This window comes from Kitasatospora sp. NPDC002965, assembly GCF_040611255.1.
Lineage (GTDB): Bacteria > Actinomycetota > Actinomycetes > Streptomycetales > Streptomycetaceae > Kitasatospora.
Genome location: NZ_JBEXNT010000075.1, coordinates 17,444 through 37,906 on the forward strand (window position 1 = coordinate 17,444; position 20,463 = coordinate 37,906).

Below are 20,463 nucleotides of genomic sequence, written 5' to 3' on the forward strand. Positions count from 1 at the left end.
CGGGCCCGGCCGGTTACGCCCGCCCGGTCGCGTCCACGCGAAAGGGGCGCGACGGTCGGACCGTCGCGCCCCTCCCCCGGTTCGGTGACCGGGCGTCAGCCCTTGACCCACTCCTGCTGGACCGCGAGGTCCGCCTTGAGCTCGGCGAGCTGGACCGCCACGGCGTCGGGGGCGGTGCCGCCCCGGCCGTTGCGCGAGGCGATCGCGCCGTGCACGCTGAGCACCGAGCGGACCTCGGGCGTCAGGTGCGGGGAGATCGCGGCGAACTGCTCGTCCGTCAGGTCGGCGAGTTCGATGCCGTCGGCCTCGCACACCTTGACGCAGGCACCCGCCACCTCGTGCGCGACCCGGAACGGCACACCCTGCTTGACCAGCCACTCGGCGATGTCGGTGGCGAGCGAGAACCCGGCCGGGGCCAGCTCCTCCAGCCGCTCCCGGTGCACGGTGAGGGTGGCCATCATGCCGGTGAAGGCGGGCAGCAGCACCTCCAGCGTGTCGCAGGAGTCGAAGACCGGCTCCTTGTCCTCCTGGAGGTCCCGGTTGTAGGCCAGCGGCAGCGCCTTGAGGGTGGCGAGCAGACCGGTGAGGTTGCCGATCAGCCGGCCGGACTTGCCCCGGGCGAGCTCGGCGATGTCCGGGTTCTTCTTCTGCGGCATGATCGACGAACCGGTGGAGAAGGCGTCGTGCAGCGTGATGAAGCCGAACTCCTTGGTGTTCCAGATGATCACCTCCTCCGCGATCCGGGAGAGGTTGATCCCGATCATCGCGGTGACGAAGGCGAACTCGGCGACGAAGTCCCGCGAGGCCGTGCCGTCGATGGAGTTGCCGACCGAGCCCCGCTCGAAGCCGAGGTCGGCGGCGACGGCCTCCGGGTCGAGGCCGAGCGAGGAGCCGGCCAGCGCGCCGGAGCCGTACGGGGAGACGGCGGTGCGGGTGTCCCACTGGCGCAATCGCTCGGCGTCCCGGCCGAGGGCCTGCACGTGTGCGAGGACGTGGTGGGCGAAGAGGACGGGCTGGGCGTGCTGGAGGTGGGTGCGGCCCGGCATGGCGGTGTCCGGGTGGGCCTCGGCGAGGCCGACCAGGGCGTGCTGGAGGTCGAGGACCAGCCCGCCGATGATCTTCGCGTGGTCCCGCAGGTACATCCGGAAGAGGGTGGCGATCTGGTCGTTGCGCGAGCGCCCGGCCCGCAGCTTGCCGCCCAGGTCGGGGCCGAGCCGCTCCAGCAGACCGCGCTCCAGGGCGGTGTGGACGTCCTCGTCGGCGACGGTGCCGGTGAAGGTGCCGGCCTCGACGTCGGTGAGCAGCCGGGCGAGCCCGTCCAGCATGCCGGCGAGTTCCTCGTCGGAGAGCAGGCCGGCCTTGTGCAGGACGCGGGCGTGGGCCTTGGAGCCAGCGATGTCGTACGGCGCGAGGCGCCAGTCGAAGTGCACCGAGGCGGAGAGCCTCGCCAGGGCCTCGGACGGGCCGTCGGCGAAGCGGGCGCCCCAGAGGCGGACGTCGCCACCGGAGGTGGTCTGGTCGGCGGACATCGCACGGGCTCCTTTGCGCGAGAGGGTTCGGGAGGGGTGGTCCCGGCCGCGGGGGGGGGCGCGGCCGGGACCGGGAGAGGTGGTTCGGGCCCCGGTCGGGGCGGTTCGGCCCGGACCCGTCCGGGGGTCCGGACGGAGGTCGGGCCTGAGGTCGGGCCGGCTGTCTGGCCGGTGACTCAGCCGAGGTCGCGGCGGGCGGCGATCTTCGAGGACAGCCCGAAGATCTCGATGAAGCCCTTGGACATCGACTGGTCGAAGGTGTCGCCGGTGTCGTAGGTGGCGAGGTTGAAGTCGTACAGCGACTGGTCGGACTTCCGGCCGTTGACGACGGCCCGGCCGCCGTGCAGCACCAGCCGGATCTCGCCGGAGACGTGCTGGTTGGCCTCGTTGACGAAGCCGTCCAGGGCGCGCTTGAGCGGGGAGAACCAGAGGCCGTCGTAGACCAGCTCGGCCCAGCGCTGCTCGACCTGCCGCTTGTAGCGGGCCAGCTCGCGCTCGACGGTGACGTTCTCCAGCGCCTGGTGGGCGGTGATCAGGGCGATCGCGCCGGGGGCCTCGTAGATCTCCCGCGACTTGATGCCGACGAGCCGGTCCTCGACCATGTCGAGCCGGCCGATGCCCTGGGCGCCGGCCCGCTTGTTGAGCTCCTCGATGGCCTGGAGGACGGTCACCTTGCGGCCGTCCACGGCGACCGGGACGCCGGCGTCGAAGGTGATGACCACCTCGTCGGCCTCGCGCGGGGTGGCCGGGTTCTGGGTGTACTCGTAGACGTCCTCGATCGGGGCGTTCCAGATGTCCTCCAGGAAGCCGGTCTCGACGGCCCGCCCGAAGACGTTCTGGTCGATCGAGTACGGGGACTTCTTGGTGGTGGCGATCGGCAGGCCCTTGGCCTCGGCGAAGGCGATCGCCTTGTCCCGGGTCATCGCGTAGTCGCGGACCGGGGCGATGCACTTCAGCTGGGGGGCCAGCGACTGGATGCCGACCTCGAAGCGGACCTGGTCGTTGCCCTTGCCGGTGCAGCCGTGGGCGACGGTGGTGGCACCGTGCTTCTGCGCGGCGGCGACCAGGTGCTTGACGATGACCGGCCGGGACAGGGCGGAGACGAGGGGGTACTCGCCCTGGTAGAGGGCGTTGGCCTTGATGGCCGGGAGGCAGTACTCGTCGGCGAACTCGTCGCGGGCGTCCGCGACCTCGGCCTCGACGGCACCGCAGTCCAGCGCCCGCTGGCGGATGACGTCCAGGTCCTCGCCGCCCTGGCCGACGTCGACGGCGACGGCGATGACCTCGGCACCCGTCTCCTCGGCGATCCAGCCGATGCAGACGGACGTGTCCAGACCGCCCGAGTAGGCGAGTACGACGCGCTCGGTCACGGCTTTCTCCTTCACAACAGTGCGAACAGGCTTACGGCGATAGGCATAAGTATGCACTACTCCGTATGAAACTCAAAACGCCGGCCGGGAGCTTCCACGAACGGGGCTGCCGGCGGGGTGACGGACGGGACTTCGGGCGTGCTGCGGGCGGGACTTCGGCCGGGCCGAGGGCGGGCCGGTCGGGCCGGTCGGGCCGTGGACGGGGCCGCGGATACGACTGTGGGCCCGGGGAAACCGGGCCCACAGAAGGGGATGCCGCTACTGGGCCTTCGCCTGGGCGAGCTGCATCAGGTGGTCGGCGAGGGCCTGGCCGCCCGCCGGGTCCCGGCTGATCAGCAGGACGGTGTCGTCGCCGGCGATGGTGCCGATGATCTCGAAGACCTCCGCCTGGTCGATCGCCGAGGCGAGGAACTGGGCGGCACCCGGCGGGGTGCGCAGCACGACGAGGTTGCCGGAGGCGGTGGCGGAGACCATGAGCTCGCCGGCCAGCCGGGCCATCCGGCCCTCGGTGGCGGACTCCCCCATCGGTGCGCGGGGGGTGCGGTCGCCGCCCTCGGCCGGGACGGCGTAGATGAGCGCGCCGTCCCGGTTGCGGATCTTCACCGCACCCAGCTCGTCCAGGTCCCGGGAGAGGGTGGCCTGGGTGACCACCAGTCCGTCGTCGGCGAGCAGCTTGGCGAGCTGGCTCTGCGAGCGCACGGGCTGGCGGGTGAGCAGGTCCACGATCCGCCGGTGGCGCGCGGTGCGGGTCTGGGGGACCTGCGGCGTCGGGCCGGCGGCGGGTTGGCCGGAGTGGGGAACGGTCATGTGATTATTCTCCCGGACTACGCTCGGTTCGCATCGCCCGGGGCGCCCTCGCGGACCGCCCGGAGGACGTCCGGCAGGGCGGCGAGGAAGGCGTCCGCCTCCTCCTCCGTGAGCACCAGCGGCGGGGCGAGCCGGATCGCGTCCGGGACGGCGGCGTTGACGAGGAAGCCGGCCTCCTGGAGCCCGGCCTGGATCGCGCCCGCGACCGGTTCGGTGAGGACGATGCCGAGCAGCAGGCCGGCGCCGCGCACGTGCGAGACCAGCGGGTCGCCGATCGCCTCGACGCCGTGCCGCAGCCGGTCGCCGATCTTGCGGACGTGCTCCAGCAGACCCTCGGACTCGATGGTGTCCAGGACGGCGAGGGCGGCGGCCGCCACCACCGGGTTGCCGCCGAAGGTGGTGCCGTGCTGACCGGGGGTCAGCAGGTCGGCGGCCTCGCCGAAGGCGAGCACCGCACCGACCGGCAGGCCGCCGCCGAGCCCCTTGGCGAGCGTGACGACGTCCGGCTCGACCCCCTCGAACGCCTGGTGGGCGTACCAGTGGCCGGTCCGGCCGATGCCGGTCTGGATCTCGTCCAGGACGAGCAGGGTGCCGGTGGCGCGGGTGATCTCCCGGGCCGCGGCGAGGTAGCCGTCGGGCAGCGGGACGGCGCCGTTCTCGCCCTGGATCGGCTCCAGGAAGACGGCGGCGGTCTCGGTGGTGACGGCCGCCCGCAGCGCTTCGACGTCGCCGAACGGGACGTGGGTGACGTCGCCGGGCAGCGGGCGGAACGGCTCCTGCTTGGCGGGCTGGCCGGTGAGCGCGAGGGCGCCCATGGTGCGTCCGTGGAAGCCGCCCTCCAGGGCGACGACATGGGTGCGGCCCGTCCGGCGGCCGATCTTGAAGGCGGCCTCGTTGGCCTCGGCTCCGGAGTTGCAGAAGAAGACCCGGCCCGCGCGGCCGTCGAGCGCGAGCAGCCGCTCGGCGAGGCTGATGGTCGGCTCGGCCATGAAGAGGTTGGAGATGTGGCCGAGGGTGGCGATCTGCCGGCCGACGGCCGCGACGATCGCCGGGTGGGCGGTGCCGAGCACGTTGACGGCGATGCCGCCGAGCAGGTCGGTGTACTCCTTGCCGTCCGCGTCCCACAGCTTGCTGCCCTCGCCGCGGACCAGCGGGATCCGGGGCGTGCCGTAGTTGTCGGTGAAAGCGTGCTGCCACCGCTCGGTGAGCTGCTCGTTGGAAGTCATGCCAGTCCCCCGGTCACGGTCGTTTCGTCGTCCGGCACGACCATCGTGCCGATGCCCTCGTCGGTGAAGATCTCCAGCAGCAGGCTGTGCGCCACCCGGCCGTCCAGCACGCGGGCGGTGCCGACGCCGGAGCGGACGGCGCGCAGGCAGCCCTCCATCTTCGGGAGCATCCCGCTGGCCAGGCCGGGCAGCAGTTCCTCCAGCTCGCCCGCGCTGAGCTGGCTGATCACGTCGTCGGAGTTCGGCCAGTCCTTGTAGAGGCCCTCGACGTCGGTGAGGACGACGAGCATCTCCGCGCCGAGCGCGACCGCGAGGGCGGAGGCGGCGGTGTCGGCGTTGATGTTGTAGACGTGGCCGTCGACGCCCCGGGCGATCGAGGAGATCACGGGGATGCGGCCGTCGGCGATGAGCGCCTTCACCGCGCCCGCCTCGATGTTGACGATGTCGCCGACCAGGCCGATGTCGACCTGCTCGCCGTCGACGACCGCGTACCGCTTGACGGCCGTCATGGTGTGGGCGTCCTCGCCGGTCATGCCGACCGCGAACGGGCCGTGGCCGTTGAGCAGCCCGACCAGTTCGCGCTGGACCTGGCCGGCGAGCACCATCCGGACCACGTCCATGGTCTCGGGGGTGGTGACCCGGAGTCCGTTGGTGAAGGAGGACTCCAGGCCGAGCCGGTCGAGCTGGGCGCTGATCTGCGGGCCGCCGCCGTGCACCACCACCGGGTGGAGCCCGGCGTAGCGGAGGAAGACGACGTCCTGGGCGAAGGCCGCCTTGAGCTCGTCGTCCACCATGGCGTTGCCGCCGAACTTGATGACGACGGTCTTGCCGTGGAACCGCTCCAGCCACGGCAGCGCCTCGATGAGCGTCAGGGCCTTGGGCAACGCGGTGTTGTTGCGGGCCTGTTCGCCCTTGGGTGCGATCTGCACGTTTTCTGTCCCCGGCTCAGGTAGCAGGTCTCAGGAGGAGTAGGCGCTGTTCTCGTGCACGTAGTCGGCGGTGAGGTCGTTGGTCCACAGGGTGGCGGTGGCCTCGCCGGCGTTGAGGTCGGCGGTGACGACCACCTCGCGGCCGGTCATGTCGACGAGATCGCGGTCCTCTCCCACGCTGCCGTCGCGGCAGACCCAGACGCCGTTGATGGCGACGTCGAGCCGGTCGGGGTCGAAGGTGGCGGCGGTGGTGCCGATCGCGGCCAGGACGCGGCCCCAGTTGGGGTCCTGGCCGTGGATGGCGCACTTGAGGAGGTTGTTGCGGCCGATGGTCCGGGCCACCTCGACGGCCTCGTCCTCGGTGGCGGCGCCGGTGACGTCGATCCGGATGTCCTTGCTCGCGCCCTCGGCGTCGCCGATGAGCTGGCGGGCGAGGTCGGCGCAGACGGTGCGGACCGCCTCGTCGAACTCGGCGGTGTCCGGGGTGGTGCCGGAGGCGCCGGAGGCGAGCAGCAGCACGGTGTCGTTGGTGGACATGCAGCCGTCGGAGTCGATCCGGTCGAAGGTGGTGCGGGTGGCGCCGCGCAGTGCGGCGTCCAGGGCGGCGGCGTCCAGGTCGGCGTCGGTGGTGAGGACGACGAGCATGGTGGCCAGGGAGGGGGCCAGCATGCCGGCGCCCTTGGCCATGCCGCCGACCGTCCAGCCGGCGGGGCTGGTGACCTGGGCCGTCTTGTGGACGGTGTCGGTGGTCTTGATGGCGATCGCGGCGGCCTCGCCGCCGGTGGCGCTCAGCTCGGCGGCGGCGGTGGCGACGCCGGGGAGCAGCAGGTCCATCGGGAGGCGGACGCCGATCAGGCCGGTGGACGCGACGGCGACCTCACCGGCGTTGAGCTTGAGCTCCTCGGCCACCTTCTCGGCGGTGGCGTGGGTGTCCTGGAAGCCGAGCGGGCCGGTGCAGGCGTTGGCACCACCGGAGTTGAGGACGACGGCGGAGACCGAGCCGCCCTTGAGGACCTGCTCGGACCAGAGCACGGGGGCGGCCTTGACCCGGTTGGCGGTGAAGACGCCGGCGGCGGCGAGCGAGGGCCCGTCGTTGACGACCAGGGCGAGGTCCGGGGTGCCGGAGGCCTTGATGCCGGCGGTGACACCGGCGGCGCGGAAGCCCCTGGCGGCCGTCACTCCGAGGTTCTGGTGGTCGGTCACGGTGCGACTCCGTTCACGGGAAGGCCCAGCTCCTCGGGCAGGCCCAGGGCGATGTTCATGCTCTGCACCGCGCCACCGGCGGTGCCCTTGACCAGGTTGTCGATCGCGCTGATCGCGATGATCCGCCCGGTGGCCTCGTCCAGGGCGATCTGGACGAGGGCGGCGTTCGAGCCGTAGACGCTGCTGGTCTGCGGCCACTGCCCCTCGGGCAGCAGGCGGACGAACGGCTCGTCGGCGAACGCCCCGGTGTAGGCGGCGCGCAGGCTCTCGGCCGTCACGCCGGGCTTCGCCTTGGCGGAGCAGGTGGCGAGGATGCCGCGCGGCATCGGGACGAGCGTGGGGGTGAAGGAGACCGCGACCGGCTCGCCCGCGAGCGGGGTGAGGTTCTGGGACATCTCCGGGGTGTGCCGGTGGACGCCGCCGACGCCGTACGCGCTGACGTTGCCCATGACCTCGCTGCCGAGCAGGTGGGTCTTGGCCGCCTTGCCTGCGCCGGAGGTGCCGGAGGCGGCGACGATGACGGCCTCGGGCTCGGCGAGTCCGGCCGCGTACGCGGGGAAGAGGGCGAGCGAGACGGCGGTCGGGTAGCAGCCGGGGACGGCGATGCGGTTGCTGCCCTTGAGCGCGGCACGGTGGCCGGGGAGCTCGGGCAGCCCGTACGGCCAGGTGCCGGCGTGCGCGGAGCCGTAGAACTGCTCCCAGTCGGCGGCGGCCCTGAGCCGGAAGTCGGCCCCGCAGTCGACGACCAGCACGTTCCCGCCGAGTTCCTCGGCGACGGCGGCGGACTGTCCGTGCGGCAGCGCCAGGAACACCACGTCGTGGTCGGCCAGTACCTCGGTGGTGGTGGGCTCCAGGATCCGGTCGGCGAGCGGCAGCAGGTGCGGCTGCAGCAGGCCCAGTCTGGTGCCGGCGTTCGAACCGCCGGTCAGCGCCCCGATCTCCACCTCCGGGTGGCCGAGCAGCAGACGCAGCACCTCACCGCCCGCGTATCCGCTCGCGCCGGCGACGGCGACTCGCAATGCCATGGCATTCCCTCCTTCGTCGTGGCATGAATATACGCAGTACGGAACATTCATGCAAGGAGTGGGGCGAGGGGCGCCGCAACGGGCACGCCCCACCCCCACGTCCGAGGACAGGGCACTCCGACCGCGCGGGCGATCGTCCGCCCGTCGTCGGCGATTAGCTTAGGCTACCCTTACTTAGGGGAAAAACGGCCCGCGCGGGACCGGCCCGACCGCACCCCGCCGGCCCGGCCCCCGGCGGTTCACCGGCGGACGGCCCGCAGGACGACGAACTTCGGGTTACCGGCGACGAGTTGACAGTTGCCGAAGAGGCGGCGGAGCTTCTCGTGGTAGCCGAGGTGCCGGTTGCCGACCACCCAGAGCTCACCGCCCGGCCGCAGGGCGCGACGGGCACCGGTGAACATCCGCCACGCGGTCGCGTCGGTGGTGGCCTGGTGCGAGTGGAACGGCGGATTGTTGAGGACGAGGTCCACCGACCCGGCGGGCACCGCCTCGGCCGTCATCGCGTCGGCGGTCAGGAACTCGGCGGGGGCGTCCGGGCCGAGGTTGGCGCGGAAGGTCTCCTCCGCCGAGGCCACCGCCTGGTGGGACTCGTCGACGAAGACCAGCTCGGCGCCGGGCGCGGCCAGGGCGGCGGCGGTACCGACGACCCCGTTCCCGCAGCCGAGGTCGACGACCCGGTCACCCGGCGCCGCGGTCGGCAGGTGGGCGAGCAGGAACCGGGTACCGATGTCGAGGCGGTCCGCGCAGAAGGTGCCGGCGTGGTTGACCACGGTGCGGCCGGCGGCAGGACCGATGTCGGCGGGCAGCGCGTAGCGGTGCGGCCAGGGGTTGGGGCCGGGGTCGAGCGTCCGGTCCGGCGTGCAGAAGATCAGCCGGGCCTTGCGGACGGCGAGCGAGGTCCGGGTCGGCCCGAGGATGCGCTCGAAGAGCTGGAGGGTGGAGGTGTGGATCTCGGTGACCATGCCGGTGCCGATCACCACGGTGTCCGGGTGGACGGCCGGGGCGAGGCGGTGCAGCTGGTCCTCCAGCAGCGCGAGGCTCTTGGGGACGCGCACCAGCAGGACGTCGATCCGCGCGGGCGGGGCGTCCCGGGTGGTGAGCAGCCGGACGGCGGCCGGGTCGGCGCCGGCCCGCGCGAGGTTGGCTCGGGTGGCCCGCTGGGCGAGGTGCGAGTCGCTGATCTGGGCGGGGGCGAACCGCGCGAGCGCGGTGGCCAGGGCGCCCCAGCGGTCGCCGAGGACGGTGACCGCCCGGCCCGTGAGGTCGGTGGCCCCGCCCTGGGCGGAGTCGGCCTCGCCGGCCAGGTGCCGCAGCAGGTACTCGTCGGCGGCGTCCCAGGCGCGCAGCAGCTCGCGCGGGTCCTCCGGGTAGCGGGTGAGGTCGAGGCTGCCCCAGGGAGTGGCGAAGGGGGTCGCGGCGGCGGGCGTCGAGAGGCGGTTCATCGTGGCCCAGGCTAGCCGACCGGCGGGCGGGCCCGGTGGGCGGCGACGGCGGGCCCGGGATCACGGGTGCGGGGACGCGTAGCGGGGTCGTACGGCCGAGGCGGGTGGGCGGGGCCGACGGGCGGGGCCGGTCGGCACGGTTCACCGCCCGGGGCCGGGCGCCGGGCGCGCATCGGGGCCTCGGCCGATACTGGAGGAGCCCGAGGGAAGGGGCGAGGCCATGGACTGGAAGCTCGAAGTGGTGGTGGTCCCGGTGTCGGACGTGGACCGGGCCAAGGTCTTCTACGAGGAACAGGCCGGTTTCACCGTCGACCACGACACCCGGATCCGGGACGGCGTGCGGGTCGTCCAGCTGACACCCCCCGGATCCGGCTGCTCGATCGTGGTGGGCGCCGGGATGACGGAGGCGCCGCCCGGCTCGCTGAAGGGTCTCCAACTGGTGGTGCCGGACATCGACCGGGCGCACGCCGAGCTGGTCGCGCGGGGCGTGGAGGTCAGCCCGGTGCAGCACTTCGAGGACGGGACCCGGGTGGACGGGCGCGGCGGCGAGTGGAACTCGTTCGTCTTCTTCAGCGACCCGGACGGCAACGGCTGGGCCGTCCAGGAGGCACCCGACCGCCGGTAGCGCCGTCGGTCCGGTCCGGTGGCGGGGCCCGTCCGGTGGCGGGGGCCGTCCGGTGGCGGGGGCCGTCCGGCTGAGGTAGGGGCCGCCCGGGCGGTCTCGGTAGGCTCGGAGGATGGTCGATGTCGAGGGAAGCGTCCGGGTGGACAGCTGGATCTGGTCGGTGCGGCTCGCGAAGACGCGGTCGGCGGCGGCCGACGCCTGCAAGGCCGGGCACGTCCGGGTCAACGGCGAGCGGGCCAAGCCGGCCCAGTCGCTGAAGCCCGGCGACGAGGTGCGGGTGCGCCAGGAGGGCTACGAGCGGGTCGTCGTGGTGCGGAAGCTGATCCGCAAACGGGTCGGCGCCGAGGTCGCGGCGGAGTGCCTGGTGGACAACAGTCCTCCGAGGCCGCCGCGCGAGCTGGCGGCCGTGCCCGGCCTGCGCGACCGGGGCGCCGGGCGGCCCACCAAGCGGGACCGCCGGGACATGAACCAGCTGCGCGGCCAGTAGCACGGCGGGCCGGGTCCCCGGCCCGCCGACCCCGCCGCGTCCGACCCGGCCGGACGGCGGTCAGGAAGCCAGGGTGTCCGTCCGGACCTGGGTGAGGAAGGTGTCCAGGTTCGCCAGCGTGCGGGCGATCTGGTCCTCCAGCGGGAGCGACTCGTCGGGCCGGGTCACCAGCGCGGACTTCTTCAGGCCGCGCAGGTAGAGCGAGCAGGCCAGGTCCGCGCAGATGTACGTGCCGACCGTGTTCCCCTCCCGCCCCGCCGCACCGGCGCGCCGGGCGGTGAGCAGCGCGACGCCGGAACCCGCGTGCGCCGTGACGCAGAGCGAACAGACGTTGGTCTTGGTCAGGCTGCGCCGGAACGACGGCACCCGCAGCGTGACACCGACCAGCTCGCCGCCGTGCTCCGCCACCAGGTAGCCGCGGTCGGGGGCGCCCTGGTCCCGCCAGCCGAGGAAGTCCAGGTTCTCCCAGGGGAGTTCGGCCAGGCCCCGGGGCAGGTTGAGCCGACGGGCTTCGCCCTTGGAGCAGTTGACGAAGGACGCGCGGATGTCGGTCTCGTTCAGGGGTCGCATACGTCGCAAGCTAACACCGGACGCCCGGCGCCGTCGCGCGGTTTTCCGTCCGCCCGGGCACCGGACCTGCGGCGATCAGGCCCGCCCGCGCAGCGGGCCGGGGGCGTTCCTCGTGGTGGGCGGCCTCGCCGGGGTCGCGGGTGGCGGCGCCGAACAGCACCGCCCCCCGGCCCACCCGCACGCCGCCCCCTCGATCCGACGGTGCGTCAGGGGCGGCCGACGGCTCAGCGCTTGAAGGCGACGCCGGCGTAGGCGGAGACGTCCTGCCAGCCCTCCGGCAGGTCGGTGGTCCGGATGTGGCCGGACTCCGGCCGCCAGAGCGGAAGTTGGACCAGGCCGGGGCCGACGAACTCGAAGTCGCCGAAGAACGGCTCGACGGCGGCGCGCGGGCGCAGCACCAGGGGTGCGCTGGCGCTGCGGTAGATCCGGGTGCCCTCGGCGGCGCTCTCCCGGGAGGCGAAGTCGGGGCTGCCGTGGGAGAGGATCAGCGCGCTGCCGGGGGCGAGCACGTCGCGCAGGGTGCGGACGATCCGTTCGGCGCCGTCCTCGTCCCGGATGAAGTGCAGGACGGCGACGAGCATCAGGGCGACCGGCTCGCCGAGGTCGATGGCGGCGCGCAGACCGGGGTGGTCGAGGATCGCCTCGGGCTCGCGCAGGTCGCCCTCGATGACGGAGGTGTGGCCCGCCGGGTGGCCGGCCAGCAGGGCGCGGGCGTGGGTGGCCACGATCGGGTCGTTGTCGACGTAGACGACCCGGGCGTCCGGGGCGACCCGCTGGGCGATCTCGTTGGTGGAGCCGACGGTCGGGATGCCGGTGCCGATGTCGAGGAACTGCCGGATGCCCCGGTCGGCGACGAACTCGACGGCGCGGCCGAGGAATTCGCGGTTGGTGCGGGCCAGCAGCGGCAGCGCCGGGTAGGCGGCGATGGCGGCCTCGGCGGCCTTCCGGTCGGCCTCGAAGTTGTCCTTGCCGCCGAGGTAGTAGTCGTACATCCGGGCGGTGTGCGGGACGCCGGTGTCGAGCTCGGTCGGGGGCTGCCAGTCGTCGGCGCGCGCCCACTCCCAGTCGGTTCCGATCCCCGTGCTCGCCGTCGTCGTGTCCTCGGTCATCTGCCGCCCCCTGTCGTTCACCGCGTTCACCTCCGGCCGGTGCCGGCGGCGTCCCCCGTACCGGGTGCGATCGGCGGGCCCGGTGTGCCGTGCCCCCTCCGCGCCGGTGCGCGGCGATCGTAACCGACGACGGACCCCCGAAACAGCGGGAGTTCAGGTTTCCGCAGCATTCGAACGATGGCCCGCGTGCGGGTCGGCGGCCGTGTCCTCGGGCTCCTCCCACCGGTCGCCGCGGGGTGCCGCCCTCTCTATGCTGGCTGCCGATGACTGTCGATCGGCGCAGCGTCCTGCGCACCACCGCCAAGCTGGCCGCTCTGACCGCCGTCGGCGGGCTCGTCGGCGCCTGCGCCGACAGCGGCGCCCGCCGGGCCGATCCGGGGGCGCTCGCCGTCCGCCCGGGCACGATCGACCCGGCGGGCACCGTCGACCCGGCGTGGGCGGAGGCGGAGGGTCCCGCCTCGCCGGCGGCCGGTGGCTCCCCCGGCGTACCGGGCGCCCCCGCGTCGACGGTCCCGGCGGCCGAAGCACCGGCGGCGGGCCCGGCAGCCGATCCGGGGGCGGGTCCGGGGGCGGGTCCGGGGGCAGGTCCGGGAGCCGCCACCACCCCGTCCGCACCGCCCGCACCGCCGGTGCTGCCGCCCCTGGCGCCCGGCACCCCGGTCGAGGTGGCGTACGGGCCGCGTACCCGCCGCAATGTCGCGCTGACCTTCCACGGCAGCGGCGACCCGCGGCTCGCCACCGCCCTGCTGGAGACCGCCGAACGGCGCGGCGTCGGGCTCACCGTGCTGGCCGTCGGCAGCTGGCTGGACCAGCAGCCGCAGATGGCCCGGCGGATCCTGGACGGCGGCCACGAACTGGGCAACCACACCCAGAACCACCAGGACATCTCCACCATGACCCCCGACCGGGCGCGCGCCGAGATCGCCCAGTGCGCGGAGCGGCTGCAGCGGCTGACCGGCTCGATCGGCCGCTGGTTCCGCCCGTCGGCCGCCCAGTACGCCACGGCGATGGTGCGCGAGCAGGCGAAGGCCGTCGGGTACGAACACGTGCTGGCGTTCGACGTGGACCCCCGGGACTACAGCGACCCGAGCGCGGCCGAGCTGCAGCGCCGGGTGCTCGGTTCGGTGCGCGCCGGGTCGGTGGTGGCCCTGCACCTGGGTCACCAGTGCACGGTGGACGCGCTCCCCGCGATCCTGGACGGCCTCGCCGGGGCCGGCCTGACCCCGGTCACCGCCAGCCGCCTCTTCGCGTAGCCGCGGCACCGGCCCGCGGGGGCACCCGGCCCGTGGGGCGCGGGCCCGCCGGGCGGTGCCGCGGAAGAGCCCGGCCGCCTCTCGCACGTGCGTGCCATGCTTCCCGCATGCGCTACATCATCATCGGGGCGGGTGCGGTGGGCGGCACGATCGGTGCCCGGCTGCACGAGGGCGGGCACGAGGTGGTCCTGGTGGCGCGCGGCGCCCATCTGGCCGCGCTGCGGGAGACCGGCCTCCGGTTCGGCACCCCGGAGGGCACCCGGACGCTGCGGATCCCGGCCGTCGGCGGGCCCGCCGAGCTGGAGCTGCGTCCGGACGACGCGCTCGTCCTCGCCGTGAAGACCCAGGACACCGCCGCGCTGCTGGCCGCCTGGGCTCCCCGCCCGGTGGCCGGCGGCGGCACCGCCGGCGAGCGGCTGCCGCTGGTCTGCGCGCAGAACGGGGTGGAGAACGAGCGGCTGGCGCTGCGGCTCTTCCGTGAGGTGCTCGGCGTGTACGTGTGGATGCCGTCCACCCACCTGGAGCCGGGCCGGGTGAGCGCGGCGGGGACGCCGGTCAGCGGGATCCTGCGGCTCGGCGGCTACCCGGCCGGGACGGGCGGGCGGGCGGCGGCGATCGCCGCGGACCTCGCCGGGTCCTCCTTCAGCGTGCCGCTGGAGGAGGACGTGATGCGCTGGAAGTACACCAAGTTGCTCGGCAACCTGGCCAACGCGCTGGACGCGGTGGCCGGCCGGATCGAGGACGGTCCGCTGGGCGCCCTCCGCGACCGGGTGACGGCCGAGGGCGCCGCCGTGCTGGCCGCCGCCGGCGTCCCGCACCACGACCTGGCCGAGCAGTTCGTCGAGGCCCGGGAGACGCTGCGGCTCGCACCGGTGGCGGGCGAGGGTCGCACCGGCTCGTCGTCCTGGCAGAGCCTGGCGCGCGGCACCGGCTCGATCGAGGCCGACCACCTGAACGGTGAGATCGTGCTGCTGGCCCGGCTGCACGGGGTGTCGGCGCCGCTCAACGAGGCGCTCCAGCGGCTGGCCGGGGCGTTCGCCCGGACCGGGCGGGCACCGGGCTCGCTCACCGCGGAGGAACTGGCGGCACTCACCGCACTCTGAGCCGGGGCCGGGCCGGTCCGGTCCGGTCCGGTCGGGGTTCCGCGGACGCGCCCGCCCGCCGTCCCGCGGACCGCGCGGTCAGCCCATCGGGTCGTCCGGCCCGTACGGGCGGAGCCGGAGCGTGCGCGCGTCCGCCTCCCGGATCTCCCCGGCCCGGTTGACCAGAACCTCCAGGTCGTCCCGCCCGGCGTGGATGAACCGCCCGTGCAGCCCGTCGAAGCGGCCTCGGGCGGCGTCCACGGTGACGGCGACCATGTACGGGATGGAGCCCCACTCCTTGGTGGACCGGAACATCGGCATCCCGGCCGTCATGTCGGTGGCGACCGCGCCGGGGCTGATGTCGAGGACGACCACGTGGTGCTCGGCGAGCGAGTCGGCGAGGTTGTCGGAGAGCTGGAGCAACGCGCCCTTGGAGGTGGCGTACGCGGTGTAGTGACCGTCGGGGCGCAGCGCGAAGCCGGAGTTGAGGTTGATCACGCGCCCGCTGCCGCGGCGGACCATGCCGGGCAGGACGCAGCGCAGCAGGTTGTAGGGTCCGCGCAGGTTGACCTCCACGACCTGCCACCACTGGTTGGCGTCGGTCTCCCAGAGCGGCACCTCGGCGCGGTCGATCTGGCCGGCGTTGTTGATCAGCAGGTCGACCGGGCCGAGGTCGCGTTCGACCAGGCGGACGGCCTCCCGGACCGAACCTGGCCGGGTGACGTCGGCGGTGACGGCGACTCCGCGTGCACCGTGCCGGACGCACTCCTTGAGGGTCTCGGTGAGGGTCTCGTGGGTCCGCCCCACCAGCCCGACGGCCATGCCCTCGGCTGCGAGGCCGATCGCGAGCTCCCGGCCGATTCCCCGGCCGGCGCCGGTGATCAGGGCGACCTGTCCCGTGAGCGACCCCGTCGGCATCCCCGTACTCCCTTCGCCTGTGTGCGGACCGTCCCGCATTCTGTCCGGCGCGGGGCGGCGCGGAGCCGGGGCGCACGTGCGACGCGAACGCGCCCACCCGTCCGGCGCAGCCGCCGGACCGGGGCGGGCGCGGACGCCTGGAGGAAGCGCCGGAAGGACGCCGGAGGATCGCGGGGCCGTCGCCGGGAGATCGCCGGGAGGTCGTGACGAGATCGCCGGAACGTGGTCGGAAGTTTGCCGGAGGGTCACGTCGGGAGGCGGGCGGAAGGGGCCGGAAGGAGGCCCGCGGAAGGCCCCGGCGGCACGGGACGGCCGGTTCGACCCGGAGGGAGGGGATGACCTACTGGCCGGTAGGGAGTAGTAACGTCGTCGGGGCGGTGCACCGGTGCACACCTACCGTGCACCCGCCCCGCTGGACAACAGCTTGCGGTACCACCTGTCGCTGGGCGACCCCCAGCACCACCGAAGGGCAACTGAGTGAGTGACATCGCGCGTGTCGGAGTGATCGGCTGCGGCCTGATGGGGTCGGGCATCGCGGAGGTGTTCGCCCGGGCGGGGCTGAGCGTGCTGGTCGCGGAGGCCACCGGGGAGGCACTGGAGTTCGGCCGCACCCGCCTGACCAACTCGCTGGACACCGCCGTCAAGCGGGGCAAGCTCACCCCCGAGGAGCGGGACGAGGCGCTGGGCCGTCTCGCCTTCACCGTGGACCTGGCGGACTTCGCCGACCGCGACCTGGTGGTCGAGGCGGTGGCCGAGCGCGAGGACGTCAAGGTCAAGATCTTCCAGACCCTCGACCAGGTGGTGGAGCGCCGTGACGCGATCCTCGCCTCCAACACCTCGTCGATCCCGATCGTGAAGCTGGCCGCCGCCACCTCCCGCCCGGAGCAGGTGATCGGCCTGCACTTCTTCAACCCGGCGCCGGTGCAGAAGCTGGTCGAGGTGATCCCCACCCTGACCACCTCCGCGGCCACCACCGAGCGGGTCGAGACCTTCGCCACCGAGGTGCTCGGCAAGGAGCCGATCCGCGCCCGCGACCGGGCCGGCTTCGTCGTCAACGCCCTGCTGGTGCCGTACCTGCTCTCCGCCGTCCGGATGTTCGAGTCGGGCGTGGCCACCGCCTCCGACATCGACAAGGGCATGGAGGCCGGCTGCGCCCACCCGATGGGCCCGCTGCGGCTGTGCGACCTGATCGGCCTGGACACCATCGTCCTGATCGCCGAGTCGATGTACGACGAGTACAAGGAGCCGCTGTACGCCGCTCCCCCGCTGCTCTCCCGGATGGTCGACGCCGGTCTGCTCGGCCGCAAGTCCGGCCGCGGCTTCTACGACTACACCGCCACCGCCTGACCTGCGAGCACGCGGGAGTGACGGGCACGTGACGGGGCCCGGGAGCGGTATCCAGCTCCCGGGCCCCTGAGGTGCCACCCAATTGCTCTGCACCGGCACGTTTAAGGGTGTGGGTCATTTTCACAGCGTCGCGCTTTGCCATTGAAGCTACCGCGCCAGGAAGAGGCGCAGGCGGGAGTCGAACCCGCATCCGACGCTTACAGCACACACCCGGTCGATCCGGCGCTCGGCGGCGAATGCTGAGACTTGAGCGAGAGTCTGAGTTTGACAGGGGTTGCCTCTGCCGAGTTGGGCCACCCCGACGCGTGGTGCCGGGGGGAGGACTCGAACCTCCACCGTTCCCCTGATGTCAGCTTCACCATCAGTGTCAGCTTGCGCTCTTCGCGCCACCCCCGCTCTCATACGGGGGCGATCATGGGGCTACCCGAACAGGTAGCCGAACACCGCATCACCGACCCGGTGGTCCGCGACCTCGGCGCCGTTGGCCTCCTCGCGGGCGAACTGAACCGCCTGCTGGAGCTTCTCGACGCGCTCCAGGAGTTCGTTCACCCGCCGGGCCGGAAGGGCGCCGGAGAACTTCACGGTCGTCCAGTAGCCGATGGCGATGTCCTCGTAGTACACCTCGACCTGCGCCGGGTGCTTCTCCGTCGCCTCGGCCTTGACGTGGTTGCGCGGGACCTTCTTGGTCCGGATGGTGCGCACCGACTCGGTCTTCCAGGAGTCCGTGGAGGCGTCGTGGTTCCAGGCCTCGGAGGCGTCCAGCACCGGCAGCTTGCGGACGAAGGTCCGCAGGTCGGTGAGCTGCTTCTCCAGGAAGAGCAGGTAGGTGACCGGGGCGTCGGCGACCAGCGTCCGCCCGTCGACCACGACGTCGGCGCGGGCGGTGGTGTTGGCCCAGTCCTTGGTCGCGGTGACGTCGAACAGCCGGGTCAGGGTCGCGGCGGTCGCCCGCAGGACGTCCTCGGCCTTCACCTGGACGCGGGTGGACTCGGGGGGCAGTTGCTCGCCCTCCTCGTCCTTGGGCTGGTACGTCCGGGAGATTCCGGCCAGCAGCGCGGGCTTCTGCAGGTCCTGGTGGGACTGCGTCAGCTCCTGGAAGGACTTGGACTTGACGCCCTTTTCGACGGCGATGATCTGGTTCAGCTTGGCCACGTCCCGGACGCTATCAGCGCACCCGTTCGACCGTCATCCGAATTCCCGGCCGGCCGCGGGGCCCGGGCGGACCCGGTCCCCGCGGCTCGGCCGGCCCGGCGGCCGGACCTCAGCTGTTGATGCTGTAGCTGTCGCCGTAGACCTTCCACTTCAGCGGGGGGTTGAGGTCGAAGTTCTTGGCGTTGAGGAAGACCAGCTGCGCGGTGTCGACGCGGCTGGTGTCGGAGTGCGCGTCCTCCTGCTTCATGACGACCTTGCGGGCGTCCAGGAAGGCCTTGAGGTAGGCGGTCTCGTCGCCGCCCTGGGCGGGGGTCTTGGCCTTCTTCATGGCGGCCTTGCGGATGCCGCCGAAGCTGTCGGAGCTGGTGCCCGGGCCGTGCATGACGATGGCGTCGTAGTAGATGAACTGCCCGAGCGCGCGCAGGCCGTCGGACTTGGCCTGGCTGACGGAGGGGTTGAAGTAGACGCGGTCGCGCTCTTCGTTCTGGGCCTGCTGGAAGACGGCGTCCTTGGCTGCGGTCGCCCAGTCGCGCTCGAAGGCGGATCCGAGGCCGGCGTGCGACTCCGTGCCGTTGACCTTGCGGAGCGCGGGCAGGTACTTGGCGAGGATGTTGCCGGGCTTGAGGTCGGTGTAGTGCTCGACGAGTTCGAGCATGTCCCCGGTGCCGGAACAGAAGCCGATGATCCCGGCGGTGTAGCCGCGGCCGTCCTTGATGTCCTCGATGTACTTGTACTGGGCCTTCCAGTCGAGGGACGAGTTCTCGGCGCTGGACACCAGCTGCATGGCGATGTCCTTCTTGTGGGGGTCGTCCAGGCCGACCGCCGCGATCCGGACCGCTGCGGGCGCGGTCTGCGCGGCGTGGCCGACGCCGGCGGCCGCCACCGTGGCCGGGGCGGCGACCAGGAGGGCGGCGAGGGTGATCCCGACGGTGCGGTGCTTGAGACGCATCTGACGCTCCGTTTCTCCGCCCGGGCAGGGGGATACCCGAGCTCCATGAGAGTTAGGAAACTTTCCTAACTAAGAGATAGCGCCCACCGGCGCACGTCCGCAAGGCCTTTGACCGAATCACTTCAACCCGCCCGGCGCGCGCGAGCCCCATGCGCGCCCCCTCACCTCCGCGCGCCTGTCCCCGTACCTGCCGGTGCCTCAGAATGCCTACCCGTGGGCCGCAGTCGGACGGCCACGGGCACGAGGAGCCGCGCATGATCGGGTACGAGATCGAGATCGACCTTCCCGTCGTCGACGGGAAGGGGGCGAAGATCAAGGGGGACACCAAACTGGCGGCGAGCAGGACCCGCACCGACGGCAAGCCCGTCTTCAAGGTGGTCGCGGACAGCAGGAGCCTCCCCGACGGGCGGAAGTACTCCAACCTGGAGTTCGTCACCAGGCCCTGGTCCGTGGTCGGGGACGGGCACACCCGGGGCCCCGCGGCGCTGCTCGACACCCTCACGCGGATCCGGACGGTCCGCGACGCGTTCTACCGGAACACCACCGCGCTGCTCTCGGCCCCGGCCGACCTCCTCGACGTGCTGCCCGCCGGCACCGGGGCCAGGCTCGCCGGGGGCAACGGCTACCGGGAGAGCGCCGGAAGGGAGGGCAAAGGCGACGGCCTGTTCGTCCACTACTCCGTGGGCGTACCGGTGAGCGGCATGGCCACCTTCTTCGACCGGCTGCGCCGTGCGGCGCCGCTGCGCGACGGCGTCTACCTCCCCGACGCCCGGCACCGCCTGCAACAGGCGAACGCCTTCGCCGAACGTGCGGTCCAGGAGTTCCTGCCGCGGAACCGGCCGAACGACGCGGGCCGCAACGCCCCGGCGCTCAGCGCCCGGGCGAGGCGCGACCGGGAGGTCCTCGGCTACCTCCAGCTGGTGTTCATGCAGATCACCGCGTTCGCCGACCACGCCGACACGGTCGCCCGGGGCGGCCCCGACTCCGGCATCAAGAACCGGACCGTGGTGCTGAGCCGGTCGCCGCTCGCCGATGTGCACGCGCACCTGGACCCCGAGGTGCGGACCGCGCTGCGCACCCACCACGACGCGCTCGTCACGCTCCTCGCCGACGACTACCAGGAGGAGGGCCGGGTACGGAAGGACATGGGCTTCTACGAGACCGCGGTGCGCGAGATCGACGGCGGCCCCGTCGTCCTCCTCGACTACGCGACGGCGGCGTTCCGGGGCGACGCCGCCGTCCCCCAGCAGAGCGTCTTCGGCGGGATGCGCCAGATAGCGCCGCACGTGGAGGAGGAGGCGGTGATGGTCCCGTTCGAGATCCGCACCCTCGGCTCCTCGCTGAAGTCCTGGACCCAGGTCGAGGCCGACCTCAGGGACCTCTGCGACTGGGTGCAGAGCTCCCACGAACTCGGCATGGCCTGAGCCGGCCGCCGGCCAC

Annotated in this window: 19 protein-coding genes and 1 pseudogene; 6 read left to right on the top strand and 14 right to left on the bottom strand. The window is 73.0% G+C overall.

What is annotated here, in order from left to right; all coding sequences use genetic code 11:
* Positions 1 to 95: 95 nt before the first annotated feature.
* The 8 genes from argH to ABZY91_RS25785 all read right to left on the bottom strand — a co-directional run bounded on the left by argH (position 96) and on the right by ABZY91_RS25785 (position 9,531).
* The gene (argH, locus tag ABZY91_RS25750; RefSeq protein WP_329882298.1) at positions 96 to 1,529 is read right to left on the bottom strand and encodes an argininosuccinate lyase; all 1,434 of its coding nucleotides are present in this window, start codon (positions 1,527 to 1,529) and stop codon (positions 96 to 98) included.
* 176 nt (positions 1,530 to 1,705) lie between these two features.
* Positions 1,706 to 2,899 carry an argininosuccinate synthase gene (locus ABZY91_RS25755; RefSeq protein WP_329949812.1) on the bottom strand — a complete coding sequence of 398 codons (1,194 nt, stop codon included), beginning with the start codon at positions 2,897 to 2,899 and terminating at the stop codon, positions 1,706 to 1,708.
* A gap of 258 nt (positions 2,900 to 3,157) precedes the next feature.
* Complete coding sequence (locus tag ABZY91_RS25760; protein ID WP_030395991.1) at positions 3,158 to 3,706, bottom strand: arginine repressor; 549 nt, start codon at positions 3,704 to 3,706, stop codon at positions 3,158 to 3,160.
* A gap of 17 nt (positions 3,707 to 3,723) precedes the next feature.
* Positions 3,724 to 4,932 carry an acetylornithine transaminase gene (locus tag ABZY91_RS25765; RefSeq protein WP_355405424.1) on the bottom strand — a complete coding sequence of 403 codons (1,209 nt, stop codon included), beginning with the start codon at positions 4,930 to 4,932 and terminating at the stop codon, positions 3,724 to 3,726.
* Positions 4,929 to 5,861, bottom strand: coding sequence for an acetylglutamate kinase (gene argB, locus ABZY91_RS25770; protein WP_329949810.1), 933 nt, complete (start codon positions 5,859 to 5,861; stop codon positions 4,929 to 4,931). Before argB ends, ABZY91_RS25765 begins: the two co-directional genes overlap by 4 nt.
* A gap of 30 nt (positions 5,862 to 5,891) precedes the next feature.
* Complete coding sequence (argJ, locus tag ABZY91_RS25775; RefSeq protein WP_329949809.1) at positions 5,892 to 7,064, bottom strand: bifunctional glutamate N-acetyltransferase/amino-acid acetyltransferase ArgJ; 1,173 nt, start codon at positions 7,062 to 7,064, stop codon at positions 5,892 to 5,894.
* Positions 7,061 to 8,089 (bottom strand): N-acetyl-gamma-glutamyl-phosphate reductase, encoded by a 1,029-nt coding sequence (gene argC / locus ABZY91_RS25780; protein WP_355405425.1) that lies wholly within the window; start codon positions 8,087 to 8,089, stop codon positions 7,061 to 7,063. Before argC ends, argJ begins: the two co-directional genes overlap by 4 nt.
* Before the next feature lie 239 nt (positions 8,090 to 8,328).
* Positions 8,329 to 9,531: a methyltransferase gene (locus ABZY91_RS25785; RefSeq protein WP_355405426.1), complete on the bottom strand. Its 1,203-nt coding sequence runs from the start codon at positions 9,529 to 9,531 to the stop codon at positions 8,329 to 8,331.
* 220 nt (positions 9,532 to 9,751) lie between these two features.
* On the opposite strand from ABZY91_RS25785, the gene ABZY91_RS25790 reads away from it, so the two are divergent.
* Together ABZY91_RS25790 and ABZY91_RS25795 are read left to right on the top strand one after the other, a co-directional pair.
* Entirely contained in the window at positions 9,752 to 10,156 is a 405-nt protein-coding gene (locus tag ABZY91_RS25790) for a VOC family protein (RefSeq protein WP_329949806.1), read from the top strand.
* Between the two features lie 112 nt (positions 10,157 to 10,268).
* Entirely contained in the window at positions 10,269 to 10,643 is a 375-nt protein-coding gene (locus ABZY91_RS25795) for an RNA-binding S4 domain-containing protein (RefSeq protein WP_355405427.1), read from the top strand.
* Positions 10,644 to 10,703: 60 nt separating this feature from the next.
* Here ABZY91_RS25795 and ABZY91_RS25800 read toward each other — a convergent pair whose 3' ends face one another.
* Both ABZY91_RS25800 and ABZY91_RS25805 read right to left on the bottom strand, forming a co-directional pair.
* On the bottom strand, positions 10,704 to 11,213 hold the full coding sequence (locus ABZY91_RS25800; protein ID WP_355405428.1) for an FBP domain-containing protein: 510 nt from the start codon (positions 11,211 to 11,213) through the stop codon (positions 10,704 to 10,706).
* Between the two features lie 224 nt (positions 11,214 to 11,437).
* Complete coding sequence (locus ABZY91_RS25805) at positions 11,438 to 12,322, bottom strand: SAM-dependent methyltransferase (protein ID WP_355405429.1); 885 nt, start codon at positions 12,320 to 12,322, stop codon at positions 11,438 to 11,440.
* A 404-nt stretch (positions 12,323 to 12,726) separates the two neighbouring features.
* Between ABZY91_RS25805 and ABZY91_RS25810 the strand changes: the two genes are divergently transcribed.
* Positions 12,727 to 13,575, top strand: coding sequence for a polysaccharide deacetylase family protein (locus tag ABZY91_RS25810; RefSeq protein ID WP_355405435.1), 849 nt, complete (start codon positions 12,727 to 12,729; stop codon positions 13,573 to 13,575).
* Between the two features lie 107 nt (positions 13,576 to 13,682).
* Positions 13,683 to 14,678 carry a 2-dehydropantoate 2-reductase N-terminal domain-containing protein gene (locus tag ABZY91_RS25815; protein WP_355405430.1) on the top strand — a complete coding sequence of 332 codons (996 nt, stop codon included), beginning with the start codon at positions 13,683 to 13,685 and terminating at the stop codon, positions 14,676 to 14,678.
* 78 nt (positions 14,679 to 14,756) lie between these two features.
* Here ABZY91_RS25815 and ABZY91_RS25820 read toward each other — a convergent pair whose 3' ends face one another.
* Positions 14,757 to 15,575: an SDR family oxidoreductase gene (locus tag ABZY91_RS25820; protein ID WP_329882312.1), complete on the bottom strand. Its 819-nt coding sequence runs from the start codon at positions 15,573 to 15,575 to the stop codon at positions 14,757 to 14,759.
* Positions 15,576 to 16,052: 477 nt separating this feature from the next.
* Between ABZY91_RS25820 and ABZY91_RS25825 the strand changes: the two genes are divergently transcribed.
* Positions 16,053 to 16,922, top strand: coding sequence for a 3-hydroxybutyryl-CoA dehydrogenase (locus ABZY91_RS25825; RefSeq protein ID WP_329882313.1), 870 nt, complete (start codon positions 16,053 to 16,055; stop codon positions 16,920 to 16,922).
* Between the two features lie 306 nt (positions 16,923 to 17,228).
* Here ABZY91_RS25825 and ABZY91_RS25830 read toward each other — a convergent pair.
* From ABZY91_RS25830 to ABZY91_RS25840, 3 genes and pseudogenes are all read right to left on the bottom strand, one after another.
* Positions 17,229 to 17,318, bottom strand: a pseudogene (locus ABZY91_RS25830).
* Positions 17,319 to 17,342: 24 nt separating this feature from the next.
* Entirely contained in the window at positions 17,343 to 18,074 is a 732-nt protein-coding gene (locus tag ABZY91_RS25835) for a hypothetical protein (protein ID WP_329882314.1), read from the bottom strand.
* 109 nt (positions 18,075 to 18,183) lie between these two features.
* Positions 18,184 to 19,023 (bottom strand): chitosanase, encoded by an 840-nt coding sequence (locus ABZY91_RS25840; RefSeq protein ID WP_329949801.1) that lies wholly within the window; start codon positions 19,021 to 19,023, stop codon positions 18,184 to 18,186.
* A gap of 254 nt (positions 19,024 to 19,277) precedes the next feature.
* Between ABZY91_RS25840 and ABZY91_RS25845 the strand changes: the two genes are divergently transcribed.
* Positions 19,278 to 20,447 (top strand): hypothetical protein, encoded by a 1,170-nt coding sequence (locus ABZY91_RS25845; RefSeq protein ID WP_355405431.1) that lies wholly within the window; start codon positions 19,278 to 19,280, stop codon positions 20,445 to 20,447.
* The last annotated feature ends 16 nt before the right edge of the window (positions 20,448 to 20,463 follow it).

Bases quoted from the DNA above. Each gene is read 5' to 3' on its own strand.
- argH (WP_329882298.1), bottom strand. From the start codon at position 1,529: ATGTCCGCCGACCAGACCACCTCCGGTGGCGACGTCCGCCTCTGGGGC.
- ABZY91_RS25760 (WP_030395991.1), bottom strand. From the start codon at position 3,706: ATGACCGTTCCCCACTCCGGCCAACCCGCCGCCGGCCCGACGCCGCAG.
- ABZY91_RS25765 (WP_355405424.1), bottom strand. From the start codon at position 4,932: ATGACTTCCAACGAGCAGCTCACCGAGCGGTGGCAGCACGCTTTCACC.
- argC (WP_355405425.1), bottom strand. From the start codon at position 8,089: ATGGCATTGCGAGTCGCCGTCGCCGGCGCGAGCGGATACGCGGGCGGT.
- ABZY91_RS25785 (WP_355405426.1), bottom strand. From the start codon at position 9,531: ATGAACCGCCTCTCGACGCCCGCCGCCGCGACCCCCTTCGCCACTCCC.
- ABZY91_RS25790 (WP_329949806.1), top strand. From the start codon at position 9,752: ATGGACTGGAAGCTCGAAGTGGTGGTGGTCCCGGTGTCGGACGTGGAC.
- ABZY91_RS25795 (WP_355405427.1), top strand. From the start codon at position 10,269: ATGGTCGATGTCGAGGGAAGCGTCCGGGTGGACAGCTGGATCTGGTCG.
- ABZY91_RS25800 (WP_355405428.1), bottom strand. From the start codon at position 11,213: ATGCGACCCCTGAACGAGACCGACATCCGCGCGTCCTTCGTCAACTGC.
- ABZY91_RS25805 (WP_355405429.1), bottom strand. From the start codon at position 12,322: ATGACCGAGGACACGACGACGGCGAGCACGGGGATCGGAACCGACTGG.
- ABZY91_RS25815 (WP_355405430.1), top strand. From the start codon at position 13,683: ATGCGCTACATCATCATCGGGGCGGGTGCGGTGGGCGGCACGATCGGT.
- ABZY91_RS25820 (WP_329882312.1), bottom strand. From the start codon at position 15,575: ATGCCGACGGGGTCGCTCACGGGACAGGTCGCCCTGATCACCGGCGCC.
- ABZY91_RS25840 (WP_329949801.1), bottom strand. From the start codon at position 19,023: ATGCGTCTCAAGCACCGCACCGTCGGGATCACCCTCGCCGCCCTCCTG.
- ABZY91_RS25845 (WP_355405431.1), top strand. From the start codon at position 19,278: ATGATCGGGTACGAGATCGAGATCGACCTTCCCGTCGTCGACGGGAAG.